The 24866-nt window shown below is 72.4% G+C and carries 26 protein-coding genes and 3 pseudogenes; 20 read left to right on the top strand and 9 right to left on the bottom strand.

The window, feature by feature from the left end:
- Positions 1-10 precede the first annotated feature (10 nt).
- Complete coding sequence (locus tag AB0C03_RS03770; protein WP_357634018.1) at positions 11-1090, top strand: amidohydrolase family protein; 1080 nt, start codon at positions 11-13, stop codon at positions 1088-1090.
- 105 nt (positions 1091-1195) lie between these two features.
- On the opposite strand, the gene AB0C03_RS03765 is transcribed toward AB0C03_RS03770, so the two are convergent.
- On the bottom strand, positions 1196-1798 hold the full coding sequence (locus tag AB0C03_RS03765) for a TetR/AcrR family transcriptional regulator (protein WP_030335234.1): 603 nt from the start codon (positions 1796-1798) through the stop codon (positions 1196-1198).
- A gap of 131 nt (positions 1799-1929) precedes the next feature.
- Between AB0C03_RS03765 and proS the strand changes: the two genes are divergently transcribed.
- The 12 genes from proS to AB0C03_RS03705 all read left to right on the top strand — a co-directional run bounded on the left by proS (position 1930) and on the right by AB0C03_RS03705 (position 10200).
- A complete protein-coding gene (proS, locus tag AB0C03_RS03760) occupies positions 1930-3336 on the top strand; it encodes a proline--tRNA ligase (RefSeq protein ID WP_030335232.1) in 1407 nt (468 codons plus the stop codon).
- 37 nt (positions 3337-3373) lie between these two features.
- On the top strand, positions 3374-3994 hold the full coding sequence (locus AB0C03_RS03755) for a ribonuclease FAU-1 family protein (RefSeq protein ID WP_030335231.1): 621 nt from the start codon (positions 3374-3376) through the stop codon (positions 3992-3994).
- A gap of 230 nt (positions 3995-4224) precedes the next feature.
- Positions 4225-4713: a 30S ribosomal protein S16 gene (gene rpsP, locus AB0C03_RS03750; RefSeq protein WP_210859599.1), complete on the top strand. Its 489-nt coding sequence runs from the start codon at positions 4225-4227 to the stop codon at positions 4711-4713.
- Positions 4688-4948: an RNA-binding protein gene (locus AB0C03_RS03745; protein ID WP_172862164.1), complete on the top strand. Its 261-nt coding sequence runs from the start codon at positions 4688-4690 to the stop codon at positions 4946-4948. The genes rpsP and AB0C03_RS03745 overlap by 26 nt, the downstream gene beginning before the upstream one ends.
- Entirely contained in the window at positions 4948-5502 is a 555-nt protein-coding gene (gene rimM, locus AB0C03_RS03740) for a ribosome maturation factor RimM (protein WP_030335226.1), read from the top strand. Before AB0C03_RS03745 ends, rimM begins: the two co-directional genes overlap by 1 nt.
- Positions 5503-5513: 11 nt before the next feature.
- Positions 5514-6287 carry a tRNA (guanosine(37)-N1)-methyltransferase TrmD gene (gene trmD, locus AB0C03_RS03735; RefSeq protein WP_030335224.1) on the top strand — a complete coding sequence of 258 codons (774 nt, stop codon included), beginning with the start codon at positions 5514-5516 and terminating at the stop codon, positions 6285-6287.
- 143 nt (positions 6288-6430) lie between these two features.
- Complete coding sequence (rplS, locus tag AB0C03_RS03730; RefSeq protein ID WP_030335223.1) at positions 6431-6787, top strand: 50S ribosomal protein L19; 357 nt, start codon at positions 6431-6433, stop codon at positions 6785-6787.
- Between the two features lie 181 nt (positions 6788-6968).
- Positions 6969-7838: a signal peptidase I gene (gene lepB, locus AB0C03_RS03725; RefSeq protein ID WP_030335222.1), complete on the top strand. Its 870-nt coding sequence runs from the start codon at positions 6969-6971 to the stop codon at positions 7836-7838.
- A gap of 10 nt (positions 7839-7848) precedes the next feature.
- Positions 7849-8484 (top strand): signal peptidase I, encoded by a 636-nt coding sequence (gene lepB / locus AB0C03_RS03720; protein ID WP_030335221.1) that lies wholly within the window; start codon positions 7849-7851, stop codon positions 8482-8484.
- Between the two features lie 53 nt (positions 8485-8537).
- Positions 8538-9074, top strand: coding sequence for an NUDIX hydrolase (locus tag AB0C03_RS03715; protein WP_167337328.1), 537 nt, complete (start codon positions 8538-8540; stop codon positions 9072-9074).
- A complete protein-coding gene (locus tag AB0C03_RS03710; RefSeq protein WP_030335217.1) occupies positions 9068-9880 on the top strand; it encodes a ribonuclease HII in 813 nt (270 codons plus the stop codon). Before AB0C03_RS03715 ends, AB0C03_RS03710 begins: the two co-directional genes overlap by 7 nt.
- Positions 9877-10200: a DUF2469 domain-containing protein gene (locus AB0C03_RS03705; RefSeq protein ID WP_007075222.1), complete on the top strand. Its 324-nt coding sequence runs from the start codon at positions 9877-9879 to the stop codon at positions 10198-10200. The genes AB0C03_RS03710 and AB0C03_RS03705 overlap by 4 nt, the downstream gene beginning before the upstream one ends.
- Positions 10201-10260: 60 nt before the next feature.
- Here AB0C03_RS03705 and AB0C03_RS03700 read toward each other — a convergent pair whose 3' ends face one another.
- Positions 10261-11403 (bottom strand): sulfite oxidase, encoded by a 1143-nt coding sequence (locus tag AB0C03_RS03700; RefSeq protein WP_357634010.1) that lies wholly within the window; start codon positions 11401-11403, stop codon positions 10261-10263.
- 232 nt (positions 11404-11635) lie between these two features.
- On the opposite strand from AB0C03_RS03700, the gene AB0C03_RS03695 reads away from it, so the two are divergent.
- A complete protein-coding gene (locus AB0C03_RS03695; protein ID WP_030335210.1) occupies positions 11636-12310 on the top strand; it encodes a murein hydrolase activator EnvC family protein in 675 nt (224 codons plus the stop codon).
- On the opposite strand, the gene AB0C03_RS03690 is transcribed toward AB0C03_RS03695, so the two are convergent.
- The 6 genes and pseudogenes from AB0C03_RS03690 to AB0C03_RS03670 form a co-directional block, all read right to left on the bottom strand.
- Complete coding sequence (locus tag AB0C03_RS03690) at positions 12231-13412, bottom strand: aminotransferase class V-fold PLP-dependent enzyme (protein ID WP_030335208.1); 1182 nt, start codon at positions 13410-13412, stop codon at positions 12231-12233. The two genes, AB0C03_RS03695 and AB0C03_RS03690, sit on opposite strands and share 80 nt — an antisense overlap.
- A gap of 43 nt (positions 13413-13455) precedes the next feature.
- A pseudogene (locus AB0C03_RS32285) lies at positions 13456-13956 on the bottom strand (tyrosine-type recombinase/integrase); the annotation flags it as partial.
- A gap of 195 nt (positions 13957-14151) precedes the next feature.
- Positions 14152-14568: pseudogene (locus AB0C03_RS32280) on the bottom strand (site-specific integrase); the annotation flags it as partial.
- A gap of 343 nt (positions 14569-14911) precedes the next feature.
- Positions 14912-16213 carry a DNA-processing protein DprA gene (locus tag AB0C03_RS03680; RefSeq protein ID WP_387219698.1) on the bottom strand — a complete coding sequence of 434 codons (1302 nt, stop codon included), beginning with the start codon at positions 16211-16213 and terminating at the stop codon, positions 14912-14914.
- On the bottom strand, positions 16123-17643 hold the full coding sequence (locus AB0C03_RS03675; RefSeq protein WP_357633999.1) for a YifB family Mg chelatase-like AAA ATPase: 1521 nt from the start codon (positions 17641-17643) through the stop codon (positions 16123-16125). The genes AB0C03_RS03680 and AB0C03_RS03675 overlap by 91 nt, the downstream gene beginning before the upstream one ends.
- 30 nt (positions 17644-17673) lie before the next feature.
- Complete coding sequence (locus AB0C03_RS03670) at positions 17674-18033, bottom strand: YraN family protein (protein WP_357633996.1); 360 nt, start codon at positions 18031-18033, stop codon at positions 17674-17676.
- 300 nt (positions 18034-18333) lie between these two features.
- Between AB0C03_RS03670 and AB0C03_RS03665 the strand changes: the two genes are divergently transcribed.
- The 6 genes and pseudogenes from AB0C03_RS03665 to frr all read left to right on the top strand — a co-directional run bounded on the left by AB0C03_RS03665 (position 18334) and on the right by frr (position 24224).
- On the top strand, positions 18334-18939 hold the full coding sequence (locus tag AB0C03_RS03665) for a hypothetical protein (protein WP_357633993.1): 606 nt from the start codon (positions 18334-18336) through the stop codon (positions 18937-18939).
- Between the two features lie 348 nt (positions 18940-19287).
- Positions 19288-20386, top strand: a pseudogene (locus tag AB0C03_RS03660) (hypothetical protein).
- Positions 20387-20793: 407 nt separating this feature from the next.
- Positions 20794-21696, top strand: coding sequence for a 30S ribosomal protein S2 (rpsB, locus tag AB0C03_RS03655; RefSeq protein ID WP_030335200.1), 903 nt, complete (start codon positions 20794-20796; stop codon positions 21694-21696).
- A 134-nt stretch (positions 21697-21830) separates the two neighbouring features.
- Complete coding sequence (tsf, locus tag AB0C03_RS03650; RefSeq protein ID WP_030335198.1) at positions 21831-22658, top strand: translation elongation factor Ts; 828 nt, start codon at positions 21831-21833, stop codon at positions 22656-22658.
- 161 nt (positions 22659-22819) lie between these two features.
- On the top strand, positions 22820-23587 hold the full coding sequence (pyrH, locus tag AB0C03_RS03645; protein WP_030335195.1) for a UMP kinase: 768 nt from the start codon (positions 22820-22822) through the stop codon (positions 23585-23587).
- A 79-nt stretch (positions 23588-23666) separates the two neighbouring features.
- Positions 23667-24224, top strand: a complete 558-nt coding sequence (frr, locus tag AB0C03_RS03640) for a ribosome recycling factor (protein WP_030335193.1) — start codon at positions 23667-23669, stop codon at positions 24222-24224.
- 52 nt (positions 24225-24276) lie between these two features.
- Here frr and AB0C03_RS03635 read toward each other — a convergent pair whose 3' ends face one another.
- On the bottom strand, positions 24277-24720 hold the full coding sequence (locus tag AB0C03_RS03635) for a hypothetical protein (RefSeq protein ID WP_030335190.1): 444 nt from the start codon (positions 24718-24720) through the stop codon (positions 24277-24279).
- Between the last annotated feature and the right edge of the window lie 146 nt (positions 24721-24866).

The following is a 24866-nucleotide window of genomic DNA, read 5'->3' as shown; positions in this document are numbered from 1 at the left end:
GACTGTGCGCATGGCTCTTCATGTGCGCGGCGTGCTGCTCCCCGACGACGAGGTCCGGGATCTCTGGCTGGTCGGCGACCGGGTGACCTTCACCCCGGTGCCCGGTGCGGAGACCGTCGTCGACGGCGGCTACGTGCTGCCGGGGCTTGTCGACGCGCACTGCCACATCGGCATCGCCCGAGGTGGCGCCCCGATCACCTCACTCGACCAGGCCCGCGCGCTGGCCCACGTCGACCGGAACGCCGGGGTGCTGGCGATCCGGGACGCCGGGTCGCCGTACCCGTACCCCGAACTCGACGACGAGCCGGGCCTGCCGCGACTGGCCCGCGCGGGCCAGCATGTCGCCCCGCCGAAGCGCTACCTGCGCGACATCGGCGTGGAGGTCGACGCGACCGAGGTGGCCGCCACGGTGGCCGCGCAGGCGCGGGCCGGCAACGGCTGGGTGAAGCTGGTCGGCGACTGGATCGACCGGGGCGTCGGTGACCTGGCGCCGGCCTGGGACGCGGACACCCTCACCGCCGCCGTGCGGGCCGCGCACGACGCCGGGGTACGCGCCGCGGTGCACACCTTCTCCGAGTCGGCCGTCGAGATCATGGTGCGGGCCGGCGTCGACTCGGTGGAGCACGGCACCGGGCTCAGCCTCGACCTGATCGACGAGATGGCCCGCCAGGGCACCGCACTGGTCCCCACAATGATCAACATTGCCACCTTCGGTGGCATCGCCGAGCAGGCGCGGGGCAAGTTCCCCGGGTACGCCGAGCACATGCTCGCGCTGCGCGACGGCTTCCCCGACGTGGTGCGCGCCGCGCACGAGGCGGGCGTGCCGATCTACGTGGGCACCGACGCCGGTGGCGGCATCGACCACGGGCTGGCCGCCGAGGAGATGATGCTGCTGCACGAACGGGCCGGAATGGCCCCGCTCGAGGTGCTCGCCGCCGCCTCCTGGGGCGCCCGCGAATGGCTCGGCTTCCCCGGCCTGGTCGAGGGCGGGCTCGCCGACCTGACCGTCTACCCCGAAGACCCCCGTGCCGACCTGCGCGTCGTCCGCGCCCCGTCCCGCACGATCCTCCGCGGCCACGTCATCCGCTGACCCGCCCCGCCCCGCCCCGCGCCGCGCTGTGCGCCCCGCGCCGCGCTGTGCGCCCCGCGCCGGGCGGTGCGGCGCGAGGCGCGTGTCGCGGGGCGGGTGTGGGGGTTAGAGGGTGGGGCGGGCGGCGGCGCTGAAGAGGCGTACGGCGAGGTCGGCGAGGGCCGTCGCGGTCTCCTCGATCGGTTCGCGGGGGAGCACGATGTGGCTGACCACCAGACGGACGACCGTGTCGGCGGCGAAGGCCAGCGCGGCCTGGTCCGCCCCGGGCAGATGGTCGCCGGCCCAGTCGATCAGCGCTCCGGACGCCTCGGTGAGCACCACCTCGGCCCGGGTGGTGAGGTACGGCAGCAGCTCGTCCGACCCGCCCCGGGCGCTGGTCAGGATCGCCTTGACCAGCGGGTTGTCCGCCGCCGTGGAGAGGGTGCGCGCGATGGCGGCGTACGCGCCGGCCCGCACGTCGGAGCCGTGGGCGAGCAGCGCGTCGCGCACATCGCCAACGAACCGGTCCACCTCGGCGCGGGCGAGCGCCTCGGCGAGGCCCGCCTTGCTGCCGAACTCGTTGTAGACCGTCTGCCGGCTCACCCCGGCCGTGGTGGCCACTCCGCCCATCCGGACCGCGTCCCACCCGGCGGCGATGGTCCGGGCGCGGGCGGCGTCCACGATCGTGTCCCGCAGCCGCTGGCGGGGGGAGTCCGTCGAGGTAGTCATGGTGGTCGAATTCTACTGGCGCTCCCGCTGCCCGGCCCAGCGCCGTCACGGCCCGTCAGCACAGCGGGACGGCGTGGCGTGGCGACTCCCGGACGCGGTGTCCGCCCGCGCGGCGCATAGGATGTGCGGTCATGGCACGCGTGCTCACTCCCCGTGCGGAGGATTTCCCCCGCTGGTACCAGGACCTGATCGCCAAGGCGAAGCTGGCCGACAACGGCCCGGTTCGCGGCACCATGGTCATCCGACCGGCCGGCTACGCCATCTGGGAGCGTATGCAGGCTGAGATGGACGCTCGGATCAAGGCGGCGGGTGCGGAGAACGCGTACTTCCCGTTGTTCATCCCCGAGAGCTACCTCAAGCGTGAGGCGCAGCACGTCGAGGGCTTCTCGCCGGAGCTGGCGGTCGTCACGCACGGTGGCGGCAAGCCGCTGGCCGAGCCGGTGGTGGTGCGTCCGACCAGTGAGACGGTCATCGGCGAGTTCATGGCCAAGTGGATCGACTCGTACCGGGACCTGCCGCTGCTGCTCAACCAGTGGGCGAACGTGGTCCGGTGGGAGCTGCGTCCGCGGATCTTCCTGCGGACCAGCGAGTTCCTCTGGCAGGAGGGGCACACCGCGCACGCCACCCGCGAGGACGCCCGGGCGTACGCGCGGCGGATCCTGCACGAGGCGTACGAGGACCTGATGGTCAACGTGATCGGCATCCCGGTGGTGGTCGGCCTGAAGACGGCGCGCGAGCGCTTCGCCGGCGCGACGGCCACGTACACCTGCGAAGGCATGATGGGTGACGGCAAGGCGTTGCAGCTGGGCACCAGCCACGAGCTGGGCCAGAACTTCGCCAAGGCGTTCGACATCAGCTATTCCTCCAAGGAGGGCGGCCGGGAGCACGCCTGGACGACCTCCTGGGGCACGTCCACCCGGATGCTCGGTGGCCTGATCATGGCGCACGGCGACGACAACGGCCTGCGTGTGCCGCCGAAGCTGGCGCCGATCCAGGCGTACGTCATGATCGTCAAGGACGGTGACGGCGTCGGCGAGGCGGCGGCCAAGCTGCGCGACGGCCTGCGCGACGCCGGTGTCCGGGTCGCGCTCGACGACCGGACCGACACCCCGTTCGGCCGCCGGGCCGTCGACGCCGAGCTGCGTGGCTATCCGGTACGCGTCGAGGTCGGCCCCCGTGACCTGGCCGTGGGCAACGCGACAGTGGTGCGCCGGACCGACGGCTCGAAGACCCCGACGCCGGTGGCGGACGTGGTCGCCGCGGTGCTGGCGGCGCTGGAGACCGATCAGCAGGTGCTGCACGATCAGGCGTTGGCCAACCGCGAGGCGCGCACGGTGGACGTGGCCACCCTGGCCGAGGCGATCGAGGCCGCCGCGACCGGCTGGGCGCGGGTGCCGTGGTCGGCGGTCGGCGTGGCCGGCGAGGCGGAGGCGAACGGCCAGGGCGTCACGGTGCGCTGCCTGCTGCGCGCCGACGGTTCGGTTCCCGACTCGGAGGACGAGCCGGATCTGGTCGCCATCCTCGCCCGCGCCTACTGAGGTGCTCGTCGACCGGTTCGAGCCGGGTCGGCTGATCATGCACCGGAACGTGCGGCACGGCCGGATCGGATGGGTCCGGCCGGCCCGCGTGGTCAGCGACGACGATCGCGGGCTGCTGGTGTGGATCGCCCAGGATTCGCCGGTGGCCCACGAGGTGAACCAGGCGGGCGTGACCATGCGCGCGGTGCCGTTCGCCGACTGGGTCACCCCGACGTACCGGTTGGCGCAGGGCCGCTGGAATGGCCCGCCGCTGCTGAAGTTCCTGCCCGCCGGCGCGGCGCACTCCGTCTGGTGGTTCCGGGACGCGCACGGCCGGTTCTCGCACTGGTACGTCAACCTCGAGGAGCCCGGTGTCCGCTGGGACGACGGCCCGGTGGCCGGCGTCGACGTGGTGGACCAGGATCTCGACGTGGTGGTACGCCCGGACCTGAGCTGGGAGTGGAAGGACGAGGACGAGTTCGTCGAGCGTCTCGCCTTTCCGGAGCACTACTGGGTGACCGACGAGAAGGCGGTCCGTGCCGAAGGGGAGCGGGTGATCGCGCTCGCCGAGGCGGGCGAGTTCCCGTTCGACGGCACGTGGACCGACTTCGCACCTCCGCCAGAATGGGGCGTACCGGACAAACTTCCGGCAGGCTGGGACCGTCCGCCAGTGCGCTGAGCGGTGTTCCAGGTCACCGGCGACGTGCTGTCCGGGTCCGATGCGGAAGATCGGCCGGGGATCTGGCAGAATAGGTCGCTGGTATCCGGCGCGCGTCCGGCGCCCTCTAACCCGGGCACGTCGCCAGTCCACCGAGTAGTCTCCGGCCCAACCCCACTGTGCCGGTCGGCGCTCACCCATGCACACCGCCCGTCTTGGGCCGGTGAGATCGCAACAGGAGCGAAACAACTGTGGCCGTAAAGATCCGGCTCCTGCGGATGGGCAAGATCCGCAACCCGCAGTACCGCATCGTCGTCGCCGACTCGCGCACCAAGCGCGACGGCCGGGCGATCGAGTTCGTCGGGGTTTACCAGCCCAAGGAAGACCCCTCGATCATCGAGGTCAAGTCGGAGCGGGTCCAGTACTGGCTGTCCGTCGGCGCTCAGCCGAGCGAGGCGGTGCAGCGGCTGCTGGAGCTGACCGGTGACTGGCAGAAGTACAAGGGCCTGCCGGCCCCGCCGCCGCTCCTGGTCGCCCCCGAGAAGGCCGACCGCAAGGCGGCGTACGAGGCTGAGTCGAAGGCCGCCGCCGGGCTCGCCCCGGAGACCCCGGCCAAGCCGGCCAAGAAGGCCGCCAAGGCTGCTGAGGCTCCGAAGACCGAGGCGCCGGCCGCCGAGGCTCCGAAGACCGAGGCTCCGGCCGAGGCCCCGGCCGCTGCCGACGCCGGTGAGCAGGCCTGACATGCCACTGCGTCCGGCGTTGGAGCACCTGGTCAAGGGCATCGTCGACCACCCGGATGACGTCCGGGTGCGGATGGTCGATTCCCGTCGGGGCAAGCGGCTCGAAGTCCGCGTGCACCCCGAGGACCTCGGCACTGTGATCGGGCGGTCCGGCCGGACCGCCAAGGCGCTGCGCCAGGTGATCGGCTCCATCGGCGGGCGCGGGGTTCGCGTCGACATCGTCGACTCGTACTGATGCAGCTCGTCGTCGGCAGGATCGGCAAGCCGCACGGTGTCCGCGGTGAGGTCACCGTGGAAGTGCGGACCGACGAGCCCGAGGCACGGTTCGCCCCCGGCACAGTGCTGCGCACTGAGCCGGGGGCGACACCCCCGCCGTCCTCCGACGGCCCCGGCGTGCCGTTCCGGATTCCGGCGGAGCTGACCATCGAGGAAGCCCGCTTCCACCAGGGTCGGGTGCTGATCGCGTTCGACGGCATCCTGGACCGCAACACCGCCGAGGCGCTGCGCGGCACGCTGCTCGTGGTGGACAGCGCCGACGTGGCCCCACCGGACGACCCGGAGGAGTTCCACGACCATCAGTTGGTCGGGTTGGCCGTGGTGACCCCGGCCGGCGAACGCCTCGGCGAGGTCGCCCGCATCGACCACGCACCCTCGTCCGACCTGCTGGTGCTGCGGCGCCCCGAGGGGCGTACCGCGTTGATCCCGTTCGTCCGGGCGATCGTCCCGGAGGTCGACCTGGCCGGCGGACGTGTGATCGTCGACCCGCCAGCCGGACTGCTCGACCTTTAGGACCAGCCCGCATGCGCGTCGACGTCGTGTCGATCTTTCCGGAGTACTTCGCCCCGCTGGACCTGTCGCTGATCGGACGGGCGCGGGCCAACGGCGTACTCCAGCTCGCCGTGCACGACCTGCGGACCTGGACCCACGACGTGCACCGCACGGTCGACGACACCCCGTACGGCGGCGGTCCGGGGATGGTGATGCGCCCGGAGCCGTGGGGCGAGGCGCTGGACGCCCTCGCGCCGGTGGACGCCCCGCCGCCCCGGCTGCTGGTGCCGTCGCCGGCCGGCGCCCCGTTCACCCAGGCCATGGCGTACGAGTTGGCCGCCGAGCCGCATCTGCTCTTCGCCTGCGGTCGCTACGAGGGGATCGACCAACGGGTTCTCGCGCACGCCGCCACCCGGATGCCGGTCACCGAGGTGTCGCTCGGTGACTACGTGCTCTTCGGTGGCGAGGTCGCGGTCCTGGTGATGATGGAGGCGGTCACCCGGCTGCTGCCGGGGGTGCTGGGCAACGCGGGTTCGCTCGACGAGGAGTCGCACGCGCACGGGCTGCTGGAGGCGCCGATCTACACCAAGCCGCCGAGTTGGCGTGGGCACGACGTGCCGGAGGTGCTCCGCTCCGGCGACCACGGCAAGATCGCCCGCTGGCGGCGCGAGGAGGGCCTGCTGCGGACGGCTGCCCGCCGTCCCGACCTGCTGGCCGCGCTGCCCGCCGACCGGCTCGACAAACGGGACATCGCGGCCCTGGACCAGGCCGGATTTCAACCTCCGCCGGGGGATGTGGCAAAGTAGGGGGGTTGCCGCATCCGTCCGCGCCCGCGGTCGGCTGCGAGGATCCCCGACCGGGGTCGGTCCGCCGATCACCACCCGGGAATCAGAATCACCCACCCGCGCACCGAGTGACGGTGCGCCGTGAGCCTTACGAGGACGCAGCGATGAACATCCTGGACGCCCTTGACGCCCAGTCGAAGCGGACCGACCTCCCCGACTTCCGGGCCGGTGACACCGTCAAGGTGCACGCCCGCGTCGTCGAGGGCAACCGGTCCCGTGTCCAGATCTTCCAGGGCGTCGTGATCCGCCGCCAGGGTGACGGTCTGCGCGAGACCTTCTCGGTCCGCAAGGTCAGCTTCGGCGTCGGCGTCGAGCGGACCTACCCGCTCAACGGCCCGGGCATCGACCGGATCGAGGTCGTGACCCGCGGTGACGTGCGTCGCGCCAAGCTCTACTACCTGCGCGAGCTGCGCGGCAAGAAGGCCAAGATCAAGGAGAAGCGGGAGAAGCAGCCCAGCTGACTTCCCGCTCGCCACGCCGCCCGAGCTGCGCGTATGCCGTACCGACCAGAGCGCACTACCCTGGTCGTACGGGCGCAGCGAGGCGGCGACCCCGCCCTCGCGGCGGGCAGTTGTCCACTACCGCCCGTGGAGCCTCGACGAGGCTCCCGGGCGGTGGTGTTTCTGCGGACCGGGGAGTGGCGTGGTGCAGACGCTTGACGATGACGGCACCGTCGATCCGTGGCGTCGACGGGCCCGCCGCACCCGCCGACAGATGCCCCTCTGGCAGGAGCTGCCGCTGCTGCTGGTGGTCGCGTTCTGCCTCGCGGTGCTGATCCGTACCTTCCTGCTCCAGGCGTTCTTCATCCCGTCCGGCTCGATGGAGGACACCCTCCTCGTCGGTGACCGGGTGCTGGTCAACAAGGTCGTCTACGACGTTCGGGACCCGCTGCGCGGCGAGGTGGTGGTCTTCCGGGGCACCGACCGCTGGGCGCCGCAGGTCGACGATCAGCCGAAGCCGGGCGTCGCCGGCCGGCTCGCCCGCACCGTCGGCGACCTGGTCGGGGTGAGCCGGCCCGGTGAGAAGGACTTCATCAAGCGGGTGATCGGCCTGCCCGGCGACCGGGTGCAGTGCTGCGACAGTCAGGGGCGGGTGACCGTCAACGGCACCCCGCTCAACGAGACGTACGTCCTGCGGGACTCACCGCTGGACCTGCCGCCCAACCCGGCGGAGTGTCGCTCCCGGCGATTCGACGAGGTCGTCGTGCCACCCGGTCAGCTCTTCGTGATGGGCGATCACCGCGAGGTCTCCCAGGACGCGCGTTGCCAGGGGCCGGTGCCGATCGACAACGTGGTCGGCCGGGCCTTCATGGTGGTCTGGCCCTCGTCGCGGTGGAGTGCGCTGTCGGTGCCGTCGACGTTCGAGGACGTCACCGGGCCCGCCACGGCATCCCCCGGCACGCCCCCGGTGCGACCGACCCCGCAGGGCGGTGTGCTGCTGATGCTGCCGTTGGCAGCCGCGCTGCGTGGTTCCCGCGCGTTCCGGGCGGTGTCGTCCAGCCGGGCAACGTAGGCTCCTTGGCGTGATTGACGAGCAGACCGACAAGCCGCGCAGTTCCTTCTGGAAGGAGCTGCCGATCCTGCTGGGTGTGGCGATCCTGGTCGCGGTGCTGGTCCGCGCCTTTGTGCTGCAGACCTTCTTCATCCCCTCCCCGTCCATGGAGAACACCCTCAAGATCGATGACCGGGTGCTGGTCAACAAGCTGGTCTACGACTTCCGATCACCGCACCGCGGCGAGGTGATCGTGTTCAAGGCTCCGACCTCGTGGAGCGGTAACCCCGACGGTGAGGACTTCATCAAGCGGGTGATCGGCGTCCCCGGCGACCACGTGGTCTGCTGTGACCCGCAGGAACGGTTGATGATCAACGGCAAGTCGCTGGACGAGCCGTACATCTTCTCCATGGACGGGGTTCGCGACAAGCCCGCCGACCAGGAGTTCGACATCACCGTGCCGGAGGGTCGGCTGTGGGTGATGGGCGACCACCGGTCGGCCTCCGGCGACTCACTGGAGCACTGGCAGCAGTCCGGGCAGAACATCACCGAGGCCACGATCCCGGAGAACGACGTCGTCGGGCGGGCGTTCACCGTCTTCTGGCCGGTCAGCCGGGCCACCTGGCTGACAGTGCCCGACGGGTTCGACGGCATTCCCAAGCCGTAGGCCGACGGGGCGTGGGCGATCCGTCGTCGGTCTGGCAGGCTGGTGCGGTGACCGTGAGCGCGAGGAGTGAACGTCCGAGCCCCGCAGTCGCGAACAGCGACGACCGTGTCCACACCCCTCGACGCGCGGCCCGCGTGCTGCTCGTCGACGCGGCCGGCCGGGTCCTGCTGTTCGAGGGCTTCGACCCGGCCCGACCCGGGCACCGCTACTGGTTCACGCCCGGCGGCGGGCTCGACCCGCTGGAGTCCCCGGCGGCGGGCGCGGCCCGGGAGTTGGCCGAGGAGACCGGCCTGCTGCTCGACCCGGCCGCGCTGGGCGAGCCGGTCTGGTCCGACGCGACCGAGTTCTCCTTCGACGGCGTCTGGTACCGCCAGGAGCAGGATTTCTTCCTCTTCCGGGTGGACTCCTGGCGGGTGGACACCACCGGCTTCAACGACATCGAGCGGCGCAGCATCGCCGGCCACCGCTGGTGGCTTCCCGACGAGTTGGCGGCCAGCGGCGACCGGTTCTACCCACCGGAACTGCCCGCCCTGCTGACCCGGCTGGGGCAGCCCGCCACCACAGGCCAGGAAGAGGAGACGTCATGCTGACCCCGCCGCGTACCGTGGTGCGCCGTGAGGCCGGCCTGTACGCCCTGGAGCGGGCGTTGCAGCGGCGTGGCTTCCGGCACGTCGCCGGTGCGGACGAGGCTGGTCGGGGGGCGTGCGCCGGTCCACTGGTCGCCGCCGCGGCGGTGCTGCCCGAGGGACGGCGCGGCGAGATCGAGGGGCTGGCCGACTCGAAGCTGCTCACCCCGGCCAGCCGGGAACGGGTGTACGCGGAGGTCGTGGACCGCGCCCTCGCGTACGCCGTGGTGGTCATCCCGGCCGAGGAGGTCGACGCCCGGGGCCTGCACGTGTGCAACCTGGCCGCGATGCGCCGGGCGCTCGCCTCGCTCACCACCCGCCCGGAGTACGTGCTGACCGACGGCTTCGGCGTGGACGGCCTGGGCGTGCCCGGGCTGGCGGTGTGGAAGGGCGACCGGGTGGCCGCGTGCGTGGCGGCGGCCAGTGTGCTCGCCAAGGTCACCCGGGACCGGCTCATGGTGGAGTTGGACGGGGTGTTCCCGGCGTACGGCTTCGCCGAGCACAAGGGCTACATCACCCCGGAGCACTCGGCGGCGCTGCGGGAGCACGGGCCGTGCCGGGAGCACCGTTTCTCGTACGTCAATGTCGCCGCGGTCTCCGGCCGCGACGGCCGGCCACCGCGCGCCCGGCGGCCCGGCGGCCAGGGTCCGGATGAGCCGATGGAGCGCTCACGGGCGTCAGGGGGTACCGTCGGCGTGGCGTTGGGCGAGCAGCCTCGGCCTCCGGCGCCGGTGGGGGAAGATGTGGCCATGGAAGGCGGAGTGCGATGAGCGCGGAAGATCTCGAGAAGTACGAGACCGAGATGGAGCTGCAGCTCTACCGGGAGTACCGCGACATTGTCCGCCAATTCTCCTATGTGGTGGAGACGGAGCGGCGGTTCTACCTGGCCAACCAGGTCGACCTGCACGTGCGCAACTCCGACGGCGAGGTCTACTTCGAGGTCGAGATGCACGACGCCTGGGTGTGGGACATGTACCGTCCCGCCCGCTTCGTGAAAAATGTCCGGGTGATGACCTTCAAGGACGTCAACGTCGAGGAGCTGGAGAAGCCCGACATCTCGCTGCCCGCCGACTCCGGCTTCGGCGGCTGAGCGCACCCCAGCCGCGGTGCCGCGCCACGGGCCCCCCACCCGTGGCCTGACACCAGCCGGTCACTCGGCCGGCACCACGACCTCGACCCGCTGCGCCATGTTGTTGGCGAAGCCGCCACGGTTCCACTGTTGCTCGACCGGCTGGGTCCGCCCGGACGCGTCGGTCGCCCGCGCGCCGAGCACGTACCGGCCGGGCGTGGCGACCCACTCGTACCGCCAGCGCCGCCACGCGAAATCTCCGGCGTCCGTCGGGTCCAGCTCGGCCGGCGCCCAGCTCTCCCCGCCGTCGGTGGTCACCTCCACTGCCACCACCGGCGCGTGCCCCGACCAGGCCCGACCATCCAGGGTGCACGGGCCGGGGCGCAGCACCCGACGGCGGGACATGAAATCGGGGAAGCCGGGCGGGCGGACCAGCGCACGCGGCTCGATCCGGGTGACCGGCACCCCCGGGTCGTCGGCGTCGCGGCGTACCCGGTAGGCCACCGCGTTCTGGTACCCCTCGAACGGCTCGGTCCGCAGCTCGATCGAGTGGACCCACTTCACGTGCGCCATGCCGTACCAGCCCGGCACGATCAGCCGCAGCGGCGCGCCGTGCTGCGGCAGCAGGGGAGCGCCGTTCATCTCGTACGCCAGCAGCACCTCCTCACGCAGCGCGTCGGCGACCGGAAGCGCCCGCTGGTAGTCCTGCTCGACCCCGCGCTCCACGCCGTGATCGGCGCCGGTGAAGACCACGTCCACCGCCTCCGGGTCGATGCCCGCCTCCCGCAGCAGCGGAGCGAGCGGGGTGCCGGTCCACTCGGCGTTGCCGACCGCCTCGACCAGCCACGGCTGGCTGACCGGCCGGGGGTGCAGCAGGGCCCGGCCGTTGCCGGCGCACTCCAATGTCACCTGCTGGGTGACCCGCTGGCGCTCGCGCAGGTCGGCGAGGGTCACCGTCAACGGCCGGTCCACCGCCCCGCCGATGCTCAGCGTGTGCGTCGCCGGGTCGAGCGCCGGGATGTCGTAGTGGATCAGCAGGTAGTGCAGCCCGGCCGGGGTGACGTCGTAGCGCAGCGCCTCCAACGGGATGCCGTGGTTGCGGGCCGCGAGCTGCAACTCCTCGGCGCTGATCGTCTCGTCCAGCTCGGCGAGCCTCGACGGGCCGCTCACGTCGGCCACCGTCGGCCCGGTGAGCGGCGACGTCCGGTCAGCGTGAGTGGTCATGTGGGCCTCCCCGGTGCAGACGGCGGCACCCGCCGTACGCGGCACAGCCTAGGCCCTTCCTGGCGGTCCGAAAACGGGCACCGGAGGTACGGCGGCGCACCCGCGTCGGGCCGGGGGACAGCGCATAACAGATCATCGAAGCCGTCGGGTGCTCGTCCACAGCGCCGCCGGTTGTCCACAGGCCCGCCGGCCGGGCTGGCGGACGACCCCGCCAGGGTCGGAGGCTGCCGTCATGCGACCGCCAGCCCTCCGTTCGATCCGACGCACCGTGCTGCTCAGCGCCGCGCTCCCGCTCGCGCTGACCGTCCAGCTCTGCGGGCTGGCGGTGCTGGGCGCGGCGGTCCCCGGCCAACCACCGACGCCGACAGTGCCGGTCGCGGCCCTGACGGTGCCGGTCGCCGACCCGGCGCCCACCGGGCGGTTCCGCTGGCCGGTCGACGGGCCGCCACGGCTGGTGCGCCGCTTCGACCCGCCGCCCCGCCCGTGGCTGCCCGGCCATCGTGGCGTCGACCTGGCCGCCCCGGCCGCAGCGGTGATCCGCAGCGCCGGGGCGGGCACGGTGCTCTTCGCCGGCCCGGTGGCCGGCCGACCGGTGGTCACCGTGGGCCACCCGGACGGGCTGCGGACCACCTACGAGCCGGTCCAACCCGCCGTACACCCCGGCCAGCCGGTTGGTGCCGGCGCGCCGCTCGGCGAGCTGCTGCCCGGGCATCCGGGTTGCCCGGTCGAGGCGTGCCTGCACTGGGGTCTGCGCCGGGGCGATGACTATCTCGACCCGCTGGCCCTGCTCGGCCTCGGACCGGTGCGGCTGCTCCCGGTCGGTCCGGTCAGCGCTGGGCGAGCAGTGCCGGCAGCCGTGCGGCCAGCCGGTCGTATTCGTCGGCGGCGTTGTAGACCTGCCCGGTGAGCCGCAGCCACCCCCGGCCGTTCCAGCTCATCACCGCCACCTCGGCGGCGAGCCGCTCACCGATCCGGGTCTGCAACGCCCGCGCGGCGTCGATCGTGGTGCCCGTGCCGGGCGGCAGCGGGATGAGACGCAGAGCCACCTCCGGCCCGCCAGGGCTGGGCAGATCGGCCGGAGCCACCCCCAGGGCGTCTCCCACCACCCGCTGGCCGTACCCGGCGAGCGCGGCGTTGTGCGCGCGCACCAGGTCGACACCCAGACTGCGCATCGTGAACAGGCCCGCCGGGGCGGCCAACCAGGACGTGTAGTCGAGAGTCGCCTGCCACTCGAGCGGGGCCGGGAAGTCCGACTCCTGCTCCCAGGACACCACCAGCGGCTCGATCCGGTCCCGCCACTGCGGTGCCACCGTCAGCAGGGCGGTCCCGCGCGGGGCGTACGCCCACTTGTGCAGGTTGCCCACCCAGAAGTCCGCGCCGATGCTCGCCACCGGGGTGGACAGCATGCCCGGGGCGTGCGCGGCGTCCACCAGGACTGGCACGCCGTGTTCCCGGGCCACCCGGGCGATGGCGGTGACCGGGAAGAGTTTGGCGGTGGCCGAGGTGAGCTGGTCGACGACGAGCAGCCGGGTCCGCCCGGGGCGCAGGCCGGCCCGGATGGTCTGCACGATCTGCTCGTCGGTGGCCGACAGCGGGATCGGCAGGACCCGGCTGACCGCGCCGGTGCGCCGGCACTCGCGCTGGATGGCCAGGCTCACCGCCCCGTACCCGTGGTCGGTGCTCAGCACCTCGTCGCCGGGTTGCAGGCCCACCGACTGGAGCACCACGGCGACGCCGGTGGTGGTGTTGCCGACCAGGGCGCTGCCGTCCGGGTCGGCGCCCAGGAAGCTGGCGAGGTGCCGACGGGTGTGCGCGATCCGGTCGACCAGCCCCTGGGTGAAGAAGCGCAGCGGGTTCGCCTCCATCTCGTCACGCAGCCGCTGCTGGGCGCGCTGCACGCCGATCGGCACCGCGCCGAACGAACCGTGGTTGAGGTGGCTGACCGCCGGGTCCAGGGAGAAGAGCAGGCGGGCGCCCGGGATCGGCTCAGGGGGCTGCGGGACGCTCACTCGATGATCGTAACCGCGGGGCTCGGCGCCCTCCGGCGCTTGCTCAGGCCCGCGGGTGCGCCTGCCGGTACGCGGCACGCAGCCGCTCGACCGAGACATGGGTGTAGATCTGGGTGCTCGCCAGCGACGAGTGACCGAGCAGCTCCTGCACGGCGCGCAGGTCGGCGCCGCCCTCCAGGAGGTGGGTGGCGGCGGAGTGGCGGAGGCCGTGCGGGCTGGTCCGGGGCAGCCCGGCGGTCTCGGCGTACGCACCGACGATCTGACGCGCGGTCGTCGGGTTGAGCCGACCGCCCCGGGCACCCAACAGCAGCGCGTCGCCGGAGTGGGCGGCCACCATCGCCGGGCGGCCCCGGCGCAGCCAGTCGTCCAACGCCCGCTGGGCGGGCACCCCGTACGGCACCGCGCGTTCCTTTCCGCCCTTGCCGAACACCCGGAGCACCCGCCGGCCGTGGTCGACGTCGCCGACGTCCAACCCGCACGCCTCGCTGACCCGTACGCCGGTGGCGTAGAGCAGCTCCAGCAGCACCCGGTCGCGCAGCGACACCGCCTCGGCCTCCTCCGCCGCGCCCTGCGCCGATCCGGCCGCTGCGTCCGCGCGGACCAGGCTCGTGTGCTCCTGGTCTGTGCCCGCTTGGTTCGGGCCGGCTTGGTTCGGGCCGGCTTGGTTCGGGCCGGCCGGGTTCGTGCGCGCTCGGTTTGTCGGCAGCGGGTTGGTGGGCGGGGTCTGCCGCGACGGTGCCTCGACCAGGGCGGCGGCCTGGTCGGGGCGCAGCACGCTGGGCAGCTCCCGGTGCGCGCGTGGGCTGGCCAGCGCGGCGCCCACGTCGGCGGGGAGCAGCCCGGCCCGGTGGGCCCAGCCGCTGAACGCCCGCGCCGACGCGGCCCGCCGGGCCAACGAGGTGCGGGCCGCGCCGGTGGTGCGCTGCCGCGCCAGCCAACTGCGCAGCACCGACAGGTCCAGCTCGGCCAGGTCCACGCAGCCCATCCGGACGGCGTGGTCGAGCAGCGACACCAGATCGGTGACGTACGCGCGGACGGTGTGCGCCGACCGGTTACGGACCCGGGACAGGTGCTCGGCGAAGTCGTCGACAGCGTCGCGCAGCGCCGGCGGCAGCGCCTGGTGCATGGCCCGGGTGCCCCGGTCGGGGCGACTCATCGGGGCCGCGCCAGGGCGCTGGCCGGTCCACCGGGACAGGCACCCTCACCGACAGCTGACACCGCCACAGCCTACGGCCGGTCCGCCCACGTCACCGGACCCGACGGTGCCGGGTGTTCGCCTACCGGTGGCGGTTGTTCTTCTTCATCAGGAAGACGACCACGCCGACAACCAGCACGGCGGTCGTGGCGAGGCAGCAGAGCACGCTGATGTGCCACGGCTTGATTGCACCCATGACCGGGCACCGTACCGGCAATGGCAGCTGGCCGGGGTCCCGAGCGTGAGGGTGTGCGGGCATCCGGCGACCACCGCACCGGACGAGCCGCGTCGCACCCGCTCAGCCTCACGGCGGGCCTGACGTCTCCGATGCCGCCGCCCGCTTGGGCTTCGCGGGCGGGGCGAGGGCGTAGCCGTCCTCACGACGGACCACCATGGACAGCTCCTCCAGCAGCGACAGCTTGCGCAGCGCGGTCCGTACGTCGACACCGGCGCGGGCGGAGAGCCGGTCCACGCCCATCGCGCTCCGGCGGGGCAGCGCCTCCAGTAGCGAACGCGCGTCGTCGTCGAGCGTGTCGGCGGCCCGCTGCGGCCCACGTGCCAACGGGGCCAGGTCCGCGCCGATCCGGCCCACCTCCTCCAACACGTGCGCCACCCCGGCGACCAGCCGGGCCTTGCCGGGGAACTCGCGCAGGAACTCGTGTGCGCCGACGGACATCGCCGAGGTCACCGGCCCCGGCACCACCATGGTCACCCGATTCGCGTGGAGGGCTCGCCGCGCGGTCTGCGTCGCGCCGCTGCGCGCCGAGGCCTCCACCACGACGGTGCCCCGGGTGCCGACGGCGATCACCCGGTTGCGGATCAGGAACCGGGGTCGCAGCGGCTCGGCACCCGGGGGCCACTCGCTGACCAGCAGACCCGTCTCGGCAATCCGGTCGAAGAGCGCGGCGTTGCCCATCGGGTACGGGCGGTCGAGGCCGCAGGCGAGCACCGCGACGGTCAGACCGCCAGCGGTGAGGGCGCCCCGGTGGGCGGCGGCGTCGATGCCGAACGCGCCACCGGACACGACAGTCCAGTCCCGCTCCGCCAACCCGTACCCCAGCTCCGTCGCGACGTGCTGCCCGTAGCCGGTGGCGGCCCGGGCCCCCACCACCGCCACCGAGCGGTCCAGGGCTTCGCCGAGCGGCCAGCTTCCGCGTACCCAGAAGCACAGCGGCGGGGCGGTCTCGGCGTCCACCCGGCGGCTGACGTCCGGCAGCCGCAACGTGGTCAGGCCGGCGACCGGGGTCGGCCACTCCTCGTCGTCCGGGGTGACCAGCCGGGCGCCCAGTCGGTCCGCCCGCTCCAGAGCCTCGGCCGCCACCGCCCGCGCGTCGCCGGCCGCCGAACGTGCGGCGACGGTGGTGTGCAGCCAGCCGTCCGGGCTGCCGCCGTCGAGCAGCAGGTCCAGGGTCGCCACCGGGCCGTGCCGTTCGACCAGCCGGTGCACGGCGCGCGTGCCCGGCTCCGCCAACCAGGTCAGGGCGACCCGGGCCAGCCTGCGCTCATCCTCGGCGTTCACGCCGCCTCCCCCGTCCGTAGTTGCAGGGCTTCCCGGACGTCGTCCTGGTCCGGTCGGTCGCGGCCGTCCAGATCGGCGATGGTCCAGGCCATCCGGATCACCCGGTCGAAGCCGCGCGCCGACAGCGAGCCGGAGTCGAGCCGGCCACGCAGCTCGACGGTGACCCGGGCCGGCAGTCGCCACGGCGGTCTGCGCAGGTACGGGCCGTCCACCTCGGCGTTGAGCCGCCGGCCGAGGTCGGCCCAGCGATCGGCCGCCGCCTGGCGGGCCGCCGCCACCCGGGTGGCGACCGTCGCCGACGGCTCGACGCCACCGTCGGTCGCCATCAGCTCGGCCGCCCGTACCGGCATCAGTCGCACCTGGACATCGATCCGGTCGAGCAGCGGACCGGACAGTTTGCCCAGGTAGCGGCGGCGGACCAGCGGCGAGCACTCGCAGTGCGCGTCACCGGCCGGCTTCGCGCACGGACACGGGTTGGCCGCCAGCACCAACTGGGTGCGCGCCGGATACACGGTGCCGCCCCCGCTGCGGCTCAACTGGATCCGGCCGTGCTCCAGCGGCTGGCGCAGCGCCTCCAGTGCGCCCTTGCTGAATTCGGGAGCCTCATCCAGGAACAGCACCCCGCGATGCGCCAGCGACACCGCGCCGGGCCGGGCCAGCCCCGAGCCGCCACCGACCAGCGACGGTACGGTCGCGGTGTGGTGCGGCGCCTGGAACGGCGGACGCCGCAGCAGGCGACCGCCGGGCGGCAGCAGCCCGGCGACCGAGTGCAACGCGGTGACCTCCAGCGCCGCGTCGTCGTCCAGCTCCGGCAGGATGGACGGCAACCGTTCGGCGAGCATCGTCTTGCCGGCGCCCGGCGGGCCGAGCAGCGCCACGTGGTGCCCGCCGGCAGCGGCGACCTCCAGGGCCCGTCGACCCAGCTGCTGCCCGGCGACCTCGGCGAGATCCGGTCCGTCGGCCGCGGGTGCGGGGATGTCCGCCGGTGGCTCGATCAGTGGGGTCCCGTCGCGAACGAAGGCGACGAGCCGGTGCAGGGTGTCCACCGCGCGCACCCGTACGCCGGGGATGACGGCGGCCTCGGCCGCGTTGCCGATCGGGACGATCACCCGCGTGACGCCGGCCCGGGCCGCGGCGGCGACCATCGGGAGGACGCCGCGTACCGGCCGGACCGTCCCGTCGAGCCCCAGCTCGCCGAGGACCACCACCCCCTCCAGCGGAAGCAGCGGCAGCTCGCCCGAGCCGCCCAGCAGCGCGGCGGCGATGGCCAGATCGAAGGCCGAGCCGAACTTGGGCAGCGTGGCGGGGAGTAGGTTGAGGGTGATCCGCCGGTTGGGCCAGCGCTGGCCGGAGTTGACCACGGCGGCGCGGACCCGGTCACGGGCCTCGTGCAGGGCGGTGTCCGGCAGACCGGAGATCACCACCGCCGGCAGGCCGGCGGCCAGGTCGGCCTCCACCTCGACGAGGTGGCCGGTCACCCCGACCAGCCCCACGCAGAGCACCTTCGCGTAGCTCACGGCGCGTCACCGATCCTCCGGGCGCGCATGTCAGAACGCGCCCTTGAGGTGGTCGACCTGCGCCGGCCCGGCGTCGGGCAGCAGCACGGACAGCACGTCGAAACGCACCTCCTCGGCGGTCGTACCGGTTTCGGTCAGCCACCGCGCGGCGAGCCCACGCAGCCGGCGGGCCTTGGCCGGCACGACCGCCTCGGCCGGGCTGCCGAAGCCGTCACTCCGGCGGGTCTTCACCTCGCAGAAGGCGAGCACCGGCCCGTCCCACGCGATGATGTCGATCTCCCCGGCCGGGCAGCGCCAGTTGTGGGCGATCGGGCGCAACCCCGCCTCGGTCAGGTGCCGAGTCGCGCACCGCTCGCCGTACGCGCCAACCGCCTGGTTCCGCTTCGTCATGGCCGGCACGGTGCCCGCCGGAGGACGATCGCCGCGACCCGGCGGCGGCCCCGCTGTGGACAACGGGTGTGCTGTGGACAGTCAAACGATCATGTTCAGGCTGTGCTAGCAGCGGTGGGCCTCCGACCATGGCCGGCAGCGCGGTCGGCCACACTCCATCGCTCGACGGCCGGGAGGGCTTCCCGTAGCGACCCCAGGGCCGGGCCGTTGGCCGGTAGCTGTTGGGCGGGCTTCGGGCGGAGAGCGGGCAGCGCCCGTTCGGTGCGGCGTGCGTCGAGAGTGACATGTTTAGATGTCTCTATGACTCAACTGACCTCCACGGAGGCGCCCGCCCTCCGGGTCGTGATCGATATAGGCGACGCACCAAAGTTGGGTCACATAGCCGGGCTTTTGATCGCGCTGGAGGGCCTGTGCGATTTCGCGGCGGTAGTGATCGCAGGGCCGCCGCTGGCAGATCACGCGATGGAAGGCCTGCGGGTTGTTCGACCGGCAGGACGGTCAACTGAACTGAGAATTCCATCCCAGCGCCCGGAGCATCCAGTCGACTTCCGCGCTTTGCGGGTCCGGTTTGCTAGTCCCTTGGAAACCGTGCTGACAGCAGTAGCGGGTGACCTGAAGCCAGTCGCCTATGCCGTTGCCGCGATGGGGGTTGTCAAGCAAGGGTTGAATCTCGTCATGGACTGGCAACGCCACCGTGCTGACCTGGAAGCGAGGCGCACAGGGGTGCACCCGGAGAGCGACGAAGCCCACAACTTTGCAGATGCCGCCTTGGCGACGCTGCTCAACGCGCGCCGCGATGGAGAGCGCCTACGCGCCTCGGACGAAGAGGCGGCCCATGTCGCTTTGCGGATTCTGGCGACCCGCCGCATCGTCGCGGCTGAGACGGACTTGCCCCGCCAGCGTTAAGCGGTCCGCCCCGAGCCGCCCGCCTCGGGGCGTGCCGTCACGCCCGGGACCGTCGGGCGGGTGTTCAGCCCACCGCGAGTAGATCTGTCTAAATCCTGCCCGACCGCCACGACGCCGGCGGCCCGTACCGAGACGTCCTGATCTACCTCCACGACGGCGCGACCCGGACGCAGTCGCGGGCTACCTGGCAAGACCGTAAATGCCGTCCGCCTCGCGGGCGCCTAACCCCTGCCTTCAGCGGTGCCCGACCCGTCGGTCTTTCACGGTGTCGCCGACCTGTTTTCACCAGCCGGTCACCATTCGTACCCCGGGGCACGGCTGATCGGCGGCGCGGACGGCTGGGCTGAAATGGCGCGGGCGTGGCCGGTCGCATACGGTGCCTGACGTGGACGGACGACGGAGTTTTCCGGAAGATCAGGAGTCGCGCTGGTACCCCGACGAGCGGGGTCGCGGTTACGGCGAGTCGGAGTGGCGCGGCGCGGGCGAACCGCGGTACCGGGACGGCGAGATTCCCGAGCAGCGTGGCGCGGAGGACACCCGATCCGTCGAGGACACCGGTGTCGGCCGCCGCCGAGAGTCGGACTCGGGGCGTTTCGGCGCGGTGGACGTGAGCCGGTTCGGCGGTACGCCGGAGCCGGACCCGGGTCGCCTGGGCGCCGTGGACCAGGGCCGTTTCGGCACCCCGGAGCGGGACTCCGGCCGCTTCCCGGCGGTCGACGCCCAGTCCGGGCGGTTCGGGGCGGTGGAGAACGACTCCGGACGCTTCGGTGCGGTGGACCCCCTCGGTGACGCCCGGCCCGAGGCCGACGGATACCGGGCGACCCGTTCGCGCAGGGCGGACCGGGACCCCTCGGAGGTCTCGGGTGAGCTGCCCGGTCGTCGGGCCGCCCGGGAACCGGCCGCCGTCGAGACCCCGCTGGCGAACGTCACGTCGGAGACCGCCCGCGACAGCACGTCGCCGGCCAGCGTGCTCGCTGACCAGGCTCGTCCCGCCCCGCTCACTGCGTACCCGATCATCGAGCCGACCCGGGGTGGCGGCGAGCCGCCGCACCCGCTGGAGATGCCGACCGGCCCGATGCCGGGGATCGGCCCCCGACCCGACCCGCCCGCTGCCGAGCCGCCGCTGTACCCGCCGGCCGCCGACGGCGTCTACCGGACCCGCCGACCGGTGCTGGCCGTACTCTTCGCCCTGCTGGTGTTGATCTTCGAGGTCCCCGCGCTGCGGGTGCTGCTCGCGGGCGTGACCGGCGACCCGGTGGACGCCGGGAACGTCGTGGTGGGCATCGCCCTGGTCGCCGGCCTGCCGATCTTCGCGACCGGGCTGTACGGGCTCCGAACCGGAGGTCTGGCGCTCTCCGACAACGGTCGCGGCTGGCTCCGCCCGCCGACGGCCTACCTGACCGTCGGTCTGGTGCTCTTCGTGGCCGCCGCGCTCGCCGCCGGCTGACCCGGCCCTGCCTCGCCACCGGCTGACCGGCCGCGCTCGCCGCCGGCTGGCGGCTCGCGTGCGGCCAGAGACGCACAACAACCTGGAAATAGTGGCCTCTGGCGACGCGGAGGCCACTATTTCCAGGAACCAGCGCGATCTTCCCGCAACTCGGGCGATGGGGCGGGAGCCCGGGGCGGCGCCCCGCGCGCACCCCGGGGCGGCTGAACGGGTGAAGGGCGTACACTGGCCAACTGGCGACCGCCTCGTGCGGTCGACCTCGCGCGCCCTCTTCACGAATCGTCGTGGAGCGACGGCCTCCCTGGTCCCGATCTTGATCGGGCCCACCATGGGTCGGCGACCAGGCGCCAGGACGCCCGGCCACCGGTCGGGCGTGACAACCAGGGACCTTGAGGAGTACCCCAACCATGGCCGTCGTGACCATGCGTCAGCTGCTGGAGAGCGGTGTCCACTTCGGGCACCAGACCCGGCGCTGGAACCCGAAGATGAAGCGCTTCATCATGACCGAGCGCAACGGCATCTACATCATCGACCTGCGCCAGACCCTCGAGTACATCGAGAAGGCGTACGAGTTCGTGCGTGGGACCGTCGCCGAGGGTGGCAGCATCCTGTTCGTCGGCACCAAGAAGCAGGCCCAGGAGGCGATCGCCGAGCAGGCGACCCGGGTCGGCCAGCCGTACGTCAACCACCGCTGGCTCGGTGGCATGCTGACCAACTTCCAGACCGTGTACAAGCGGCTGCAGCGGATGAAGGAGCTGGAGGGTCTGGGTGACCTGAGCGGCACCGCCGCCGGTTACACCAAGAAGGAGACCCTGCAGCTCTCCCGCGAGAAGATCAAGCTGACCCGCACCCTCGGTGGCCTGCGGGACATGCAGAAGCTTCCCGCCGCGGTGTGGATCGTCGACACCAAGAAGGAGCACATCGCCGTCGACGAGGCCCGCAAGCTGGGCATCCCGGTCATCGCGGTGCTGGACACCAACTGCGACCCGGACGAGGTCGACTTCCCGATCCCGGGTAACGACGACGCGATCCGCTCGGCCGAGCTGCTGACCAAGGTCGTCGCCGCCGCCGTCGCGGATGGTCTGATCGCGCGTTCCGGCCGTCGCCGGGGCAACGACGAGAAGCCCGAGGGTGTCGCGAGCGACGAGCCGCTGACCGAGTGGGAGCGCGAGCTGCTCGAGCCGAAGAAGGCCGACGAGTCGGCCGCCCCGGCCGAGCAGCCCGCCGCTGCCGCCGCCGAGCAGCCCGCCACCCCGGAGCAGCCGGCGCAGGCCGCCACCGAGCAGCCGGCGACCGCCACCGCGGAGTGATCGCACCGTCGCTGCCCGGCCGTCCGTTTTCGCGGACGGCGGGCAGCGACGGTACGCCGGGCACGATCCGCCCGGATCCGGGTAACCGGCACCTCTGACCATCCACACGCCGTCTCAACACCGAAGAGAGAGCCATGTCCCAAATCACCGCCGCGGACGTCAAGAAGCTCCGCGACCTCACCGGCGCCGGCATGATGGACAGCAAGAAGGCGCTGACCGAGGCCGAGGGCGACTTCGACAAGGCCGTCGAGATCCTGCGCGTCAAGGGCGCCAAGGACGTCGGCAAGCGGGCCGGCCGTACGGCCGCGAACGGCCTGGTCGCCCACTCCGGCAAGTCGCTGCTCGAGCTCAACTGCGAGACCGACTTCGTCGCCAAGACCGACTCGTTCATCGCGCTGGCCCAGCAGCTGGTCGAGCACGGTGACCGCTCCGGCGTGAACTCCGCCGAGGAGCTGCTCGCCACCGAGCTCGACGGCAAGGTCGTCGCGGACCTGATCCAGGAGCAGTCCGCCAAGATCGGCGAGAAGCTGGTGCTCAACCGGTTCGCCCGGGTCGAGGGCACCATCGCCATCTACCTGCACCGCAAGGCCCAGGACCTGCCGCCGGCCGTCGGCGTGCTGGTGTCGTACACCGGCAAGAGCGACGAGGCCGGCGACGCCGACGCCCGTGGTGTGGCCATGCAGATCGCCGCGATGCGGCCGAAGTACCTCACCCGGGACGAGGTTCCGGCGGAGGTCGTCGAGTCCGAGCGGCGCATCGCCGAGCAGACCGCCCGCGAGGAGAACAAGCCCGAGGCGGCCCTGCCGAAGATCGTCGAGGGTCGGGTGAACTCCTTCTTCAAGGACTTCGTCCTGGTCGAGCAGGCGTCGGTGGCCGACAACAAGAAGTCGGTGAAGCAGCTGCTGGCCGAGGCCGGCATCGAGGTCACCCGCTTCGTGCGGTTCGAGGTCGGCCAGGCCTGAGCCGCCACCGGGCGCCGCGCGCGCCCGTGGGCAGAAGACGTCAACGAGGAGGCCGCCGGTGTACGTGACAGGCACCGCGGCCTCCTCGTCACATAGGGTCGGCAGCGGCAGGTTCGCGGTACGCGCCGCACGGGGCGTGCGCGTGGGGAAGGGCGGGGCGGATGACGCAGGTTGTGAGTGACCGGACGCTGGAGCTGGACGATCCGACGGCACCGCCGCCGGGGCGTGCCCGCCGGGTGGTGCTGAAGCTCTCCGGTGAGGTCTTCGGTGGCGGCGCGATCGGCGTCGACCCGGACGTCGTCCAGGCCATCGCCCGGCAGATCGCCACAGTGGTCCGCCGCGGCGTGCAGGTCTCCGTGGTGGTCGGCGGGGGCAACTTCTTCCGCGGCGCGGAGCTGCAGAAGCGTGGGATGGACCGGGCCCGCGCCGACTACATGGGCATGCTCGGCACCGTGATGAACTGCCTGGCCCTCCAGGACTTCCTGGAGAAGGAGGGCATCGAGACCCGGGTGCAGAGCGCCATCACGATGGCCCAGGTCGCCGAGCCGTACATCCCGCTGCGGGCCATCCGGCACCTGGAGAAGGGCCGCGTGGTCATCTTTGGCGCCGGCGCCGGGATGCCGTACTTCTCCACCGACACGGTGGCCGCCCAGCGGGCGCTGGAGATCCGGGCCGACGTGGTGCTGATGAGCAAGAACGGCGTGGACGGCGTCTACACCGCCGACCCACGGATCGATCCCACCGCCAGCAAGCTCGACTCGATCACCTTCTCCGAGGTGCTGCGCCGCAACCTGCGGGTGGCCGACGCGGCGGCGTTCAGCCTCTGCATGGAGAACGGCCTGCCGATGCTGGTCTTCGGCGCGCAGGGTGACGACACCATCATCCGCGCGGTGGGTGGCGACAAGATCGGCACCCTGATCACCGCCTGAGTCCCGCAGACGGCGACGGCAGCGGTCTGACGACTTTCAGCAGAGCCCACGACGAGCACAGAAGGAGGCGAGGAGACCGGTGATCGACGACACCCTCCTCGAGGCCGAGGAAAAGATGGACCGTGCGGTTGAGCACGCCAAGGAGGAGTTCGGCGCCATCCGTACCGGTCGCGCCAACGCCGCCATGTTCTCCAAGGTCATCATCGACTACTACGGCACGCCCACGCCGCTGACGCAGATGGCGTCCATCGCGGTCCCCGAGCCGCGGATGGCCGTCATCAAGCCGTACGACAACTCGCAGATCAACGCGATGGAGAAGGCGATCCGCGACTCGGACCTCGGGGTGAACCCGAACAACGAGGGCACCCAGCTGCGCATCCTGCTCCCGCAGATGACCGAGGAACGCCGCCGCGACATGATCAAGGTGGCTCGGCACAAGGGCGAGGAGGCCAAGGTGGCGATCCGCAACGTCCGCCGCCGTGGCAAGGAGGAGCTGGACCGGATCGTCAAGGACGGCGAGGCCGGCGAGGACGACGGCCGCCGCGCCGAGAAGGAACTCGACGACCTGACCCAGCGCTACGTGGCCACCATCGACGACCTGGTGAAGCACAAGGAAACCGAGCTGCTCGAGGTGTGACGCATGCTTCGAGGCCCGTTCCCGACCTCGGGAACGGGCCTCGTGTTGTCGGTCAGCAGGGAATCCAGACGGTCCTGGTGCGCTCGGCGAACTGCTCGCCGGTGTCGGCGTCCCGCAGCGAGAAGCGGGCGGTTGCCCGGCCGGGGTGCAGCGCCGGAGTGACGCGGGCGAACGCCATCGAGAGTTCGACGGTGCCGCCGTCACAGACGACCTCGCCAGCGCCGCGTCCCCCGGTGGCCCAGAGGGTCGGCAGGCCGTCCTGCACCAGCGACGCCGACATGAGGACGAAGCCGGCCGGGCAGTTGCGGGCGGTGGCGGTGACCGACGTTGCCGGGTACGTCACGCCCGGCTCGGCGGCGGGCGGCTCGAACGGGAACAGCTCGCTGGCGTGGCGGTCGATGGTGATCCGGGTCTGTGTCGTGCTGGCGGCTGCCGGTGACGCCGCTGCCAGGACCATGGCGGCCACGGTCAGCACCGCGAGACCGAACTTGTACATGTGAGTGCCCTTCCCCCGTGCGGACGCGCCGACGGGTGTCGGCGCCCCACCAGCGGACCACGCCCGCGGTGACGGCTCAGTAGTCGATCGAGCACCGGACGAGTCGGATCGACGGCTGCGGATCGCCTGTGGCCTGTCGTTCCGGG

Origin of the sequence: Micromonospora parva (assembly GCF_040649675.1) — a bacterium.
Lineage (GTDB): Bacteria > Actinomycetota > Actinomycetes > Mycobacteriales > Micromonosporaceae > Micromonospora > Micromonospora parva.
The sequence above is the reverse complement of the archived record's forward strand: the minus strand, read 5'-3'. Positions and strand labels throughout refer to the sequence as shown.